At 42.3% G+C, this 2,750-nt stretch carries 2 protein-coding genes; both read right to left on the bottom strand.

Annotated features, from left to right (window positions below; genetic code table 11):
* Nucleotides 1-150: 150 nt before the first annotated feature.
* Nucleotides 151-657 carry a DUF4274 domain-containing protein gene (locus tag QEH52_RS19280; RefSeq protein WP_308952589.1) on the bottom strand — a complete coding sequence of 169 codons (507 nt, stop codon included), beginning with the start codon at nucleotides 655-657 and terminating at the stop codon, nucleotides 151-153.
* 507 nt (nucleotides 658-1,164) lie between these two features.
* Entirely contained in the window at nucleotides 1,165-1,611 is a 447-nt protein-coding gene (locus QEH52_RS19275) for a VOC family protein (RefSeq protein ID WP_308952588.1), read from the bottom strand.
* Between the last annotated feature and the right edge of the window lie 1,139 nt (nucleotides 1,612-2,750).

Raw genomic sequence — 2,750 nt, 5'->3', positions numbered from 1 at the left:
GAACGCTTTTCTTGTGGTGGTCTTGTAAACCGAGCGCCCGTCGATTCGGACACCAGATACCACTTTAGGGAAGAACTTCATTCTTTTTGAGATCGTAGAGCTCTGGCGATGGCGCGTTAGCGACATTGCCAGCAGCGACTGGTTGTGGTCTTAGATTGTTGAGTTTTCGATAGCTTCACCATTGGTTGAGACCTTCATATATTCTGGAACCAATTTGTTTCCAGGGTTTGCACTGTTGATTTTGAATACTTCAATGCCGTGAAAGTCAGATGGATCATAAGCTATTTTTCCTTCTTTGAATTCTCCATTGGAGATTCGTCTTTCAATAGACTTTAAAAATGCCCAATCGGCAATTTCATACTCTTGGAATTCTTTCCCTTTTTCTTCTTTTCTGTAGTAGTAGCTTGGTGAGCCTAATCCGTAGATCATCAGTGCTGTAGCCTTGTCGCAGAGTGGATTCGATATCACCCACTCTAACTCTTCGATTCCGCCATCCCAGTTGTAGTTTTCTGCAAATGCATGCAGTTCATAGGCGTCTGAGACTTCGCTCAATAGTTGTGTTCTGTGAGCTTCCCATTCGTTTTCGGGGAGTTCATCCACGTAATCTTCGTAGGTGAGAGCTCGAAGACGTTCAACTTGGGTATCTGATAGTTTCATTCTTTTTCCACAACGTAGATCTGGCATCCCAGCCTTAGAGCTTCGTGGTTTAAGTGGTTTTCGAATTATTGGGGGCGTAAATGGGATTGTCCAGCAGCGTCTGGATCTGACTTTCATTTGAGCCAAACATTGTAGAAGAGGGCAAACATGACAGTAGCCCATATAGCGCCCGCGACTGAGAGTCCGACAAAGACTTCGAACGATCCCTTGAGTATTGATACCTGAGATGGCTCTTTGATTATTCTGCGTGTGAGGACTATTAGAATATAAACAGCGAAGGTGATCTTTAGGATGTTTGATGCTTCATTTATTTTTTCTTGTTTTAATTCGGTTCCGATCAAAACAAAGTAAATCAGCAAGCCAACTAGTAAGACTGAAAATGAGAGCAAAGCTGGTCGTATTTCATCTCGAATTGCTAGTTTCATTTCTTTCACAGATCGATGAGTGCGAGTATAGATGAGCGCCAGCGAAATCTATTGCCTCGACACGACTGGTTCGCTGCTAGGGTTAAGTGTAGTATTCTCCGTCCCATGGCTCAGTGAACTGAATAGTGGAACTCGGCTGTAAATCAACGGCTTCGTTTTTCTCGCTGGGGACTAATCCGAAAACGACTCCGTCAATTGTAGTCTGAAATAACTTAACTGATATATCACAGAGCTCAAATTTGCCTAAGCTTGTGAGGAATTCATCCTTCTTTTTTTGCTTCTCTTGATGATTCAGTTCTGCGGTAGTGCCTCCGCTCCAGTGCTTGATTTCAATAAAATTCCCCTCCGGATCAAATAGGTAGAGAACTAAGTATTCTCTTCGAACTTTCGTCCAATCTTCATTAATTTCCTCATTTGGGAAAACAAAAGGCTCATAGATGAAAAATTGCCTGCCATCTTCACACCGACCAACTAGATCAGTGTGATAATCTTCCATTCTAGCAATCGGGATTATCTCAGGTATGGCCATTCTACTTTTAGCGAACGTAGAGATGTATCATGTAATGAGTCGCCGCAGCGCGGCGGGGAAATGGAATTGATACCATCGACTGGATCTACTCTTGGGTTTCCCGTCAAGCGACCAAGTGGTGTAATTAAGATTATGATAAAGACCATAATTCCAGTAGGAAAATATCAAAGACGTCTTCCTCAGAGCCCCAAACATCTTGGTTCAACTTGCGGGCCAGCCTTTCGTCCAGATCCCTTATATCTCTTGAACACTCCGAAAGAGAAAGGGCAGTCTTTTTTGGATCGCTATTTTGAGAGTAAGTCCCGTTTGGAGTCAGACCAGCCGCGTAAAGAAAAGTGTGTGCTAGCTCGTGTTTTATAAGGGTTTTCAGATGGTTCGACGGGAAATTTATTGAGGGAGGACAGAATATAAATTCATTTCTTTTCTTTCCGTCTACCTGCCCAGCCACCCTAATTGGAAGAGATCCAACTTTAACAGAAACCTCAGAATCTTCCCAATATTCTCTTATTTCTGTCTGAGCGTCTGATGGAAGTTCGCCGAAGCATTCCCAGAAAAAGATTCAAACTCTTCTTCTTTCATTTTATTTGTAGATCAGTATTATAATACCTCGTGGCTAATCATTTAGCTTTGGGGTAGACACTAAGATGAATGCTTACTTAAGCACTTGATGCAAGATGTTTTAAGTATCGTTTGCGATTTATTAGATGAGTTATTGCTTGATGGCGCCATTGCCCCTGGATCAGCTTGATATAGGAAGTTTGGGGAGCATTTTCATAATTATAACTAACGCTTATGCCACATAAGGTCTTTACTTCTAGATGCGTGAGGTTTTAGCCTCACTTCGAGCATACATTTCTTAAATAATTCTTTATAGTGCTGAAACCCTGAGATTCAAGGCTGCTTGCTTCTGAAACCCGCTGTATCAAGAGGCGGATAGCGCGCTGCGCTGCAATGAGGTCTGATATACAGAAAAATGAACTGAATTTGGAACCGCAGATTCACGCGGATAGACGCAGATATAAGAATCTTGATCCGCGTTCATCTGCGTCCATCTGCGGTTAAAAAATCCAGATAAGACGATTGAAAGAATCCAGATTCTAACCATCCTGAACCAATCAAACTAAATCTAAGAAATGAAC

This window comes from Thalassobacterium maritimum, from assembly GCF_031127805.1.
Lineage (GTDB): Bacteria > Verrucomicrobiota > Verrucomicrobiia > Opitutales > Coraliomargaritaceae > Thalassobacterium > Thalassobacterium maritimum.
Note: the sequence above shows the minus strand (reverse complement) of the source record. Positions and strands in the feature narration are given on the sequence as shown.

What these genes read in the sequence shown, in the direction of transcription:
- QEH52_RS19280 (WP_308952589.1), bottom strand. Translation starts at nt 657, where the DNA reads ATGAAACTATCAGATACCCAAGTTGAACGTCTTCGAGCTCTCACCTAC.
- QEH52_RS19275 (WP_308952588.1), bottom strand. Translation starts at nt 1,611, where the DNA reads ATGGCCATACCTGAGATAATCCCGATTGCTAGAATGGAAGATTATCAC.